Origin of the sequence: Kocuria sp. CCUG 69068 (assembly GCF_020833785.1) — a bacterium.
In the GTDB taxonomy this organism is placed as follows: domain Bacteria; phylum Actinomycetota; class Actinomycetes; order Actinomycetales; family Micrococcaceae; genus Kocuria; species Kocuria rosea.
In genome coordinates this window covers 1-1,311 of sequence record NZ_PDDL01000235.1, presented here as the reverse complement: position 1 = coordinate 1,311, position 1,311 = coordinate 1, and the positions used below count along the sequence as shown (strand labels likewise).

Annotated in this window: 1 protein-coding gene; it reads right to left on the bottom strand. The window is 76.5% G+C overall.

Features of this window, described 5'->3' with window-relative positions; all coding sequences use genetic code 11:
• Positions 1-1,176: histidine kinase (locus CRM73_RS20040; protein ID WP_229588803.1), on the bottom strand; the 1,176-nt coding region annotated here is incomplete at its 3' end.
• Positions 1,177-1,311 lie beyond the last annotated feature (135 nt).

The following is a 1,311-nucleotide window of genomic DNA, read 5'->3' as shown; positions in this document are numbered from 1 at the left end:
GTTGGACAGGGACTCCTGGGCGCACCGGAAGACGGACAGGCCGAGGGCCGGCGGGATCCTGTCCAGGTCACCCGGGACGGCCTCGACGGTGCGGACGTCCACCGCGAGCCCGTTGTCCGCGTGCCGGCGGGCGAGGGCCGCGATGTCGGCGAGGCCGGGGTCCGGCCGGCGCGCGGCGTCGGGGGCGCCTCCGCCGGGGCCCGGGGCACCCTCCTCGCCCTCGGCGCGGAGCACGCCGAGCAGCTGGCGCATCTCCCCCACGGCGGTCCGGCTGGACGCCTCGATCGTGCGCAGGGCGGTGGTGGCGGCGGCGGGGTCACGGTCCAGGACCTTGCGCGCGGCCCCCGCCTGGATGCCGATGACGGACACGTGGTGGGCGACGACGTCGTGCAGCTCCCTGGCGATGCGGAGCCGTTCGTCGACGACGGCGCGGCGGGCGATCTCGGCGGACTGGTCCCGGATCCGCTGCGCCTGGGCCGCGAGGCGGTGCTGCTGCAGCGCGGCCCGCCAGGACGCGCGCCCGGCCAGCACCGCCCCCCCGAAGTACACGGCGTTCACGATCAGGGTGTACACCGCGTAGGACGGCAGCTGGGGCAGCGGCCCGTCGACCTCGCCCAGACCGGAGAGGAAGTCCGCGTAGGCGTTGGTGATGGTGAAGGCGCCGAGCAGCCACAGCCCCATGGTGCCCACGACCACCGACATGGCGACCCACAGGGCCTGGCGGTCGCGCGACCAGGCGACGGCGGCGTAGAGGGCCGCGAAGTAGGCGCCCTGGAAGGGCAGCGTCATGGCGGCCGTGGGGCTCGCGTAGGTCAGCCCCAGGAACAGCGCGGAGGACGCGACCACGACCGGCAGCGGGTAGCGGCGGCGCACGGCGAGGGGCACCACGATGAGCACGGTGCTGAGGTAGAAGCGCCAGGGCTCGTCCCCCTCGGCGAGCCCCGCGTAGCTGTGCAGCAGCACGGAGGCGAGGAGGGTGACGAGCAGGAAGCCCAGGGCGGCCAGCACGTCGTTGCGCCGCTGGGCCGCCGTGGGCGCGGGCCGGGACCAGAACGGGTCCTCGGGGTCGTTCAGCCAGGCGGTGACGCGCACCGCGAGCGGAGCGCGCCGGACGGGGGCCGGGTCCGGTCCCGCGTCCGGGTCGGTGTCCGGGTCGGTGGTGGGTCGGGTGTGCACGCCCCCACGGTAGCCCGCGGCGGCGGCGCGGGACTTCCGCCCCGCGGGGGATCCTGCGGGGGCGCTCTCAGCCGCGGTGCAGGCCGAAGAAGCGGCGCAGGCGTGCTCGCGAGCCGGGGGCTGCGGAGGGCTCGG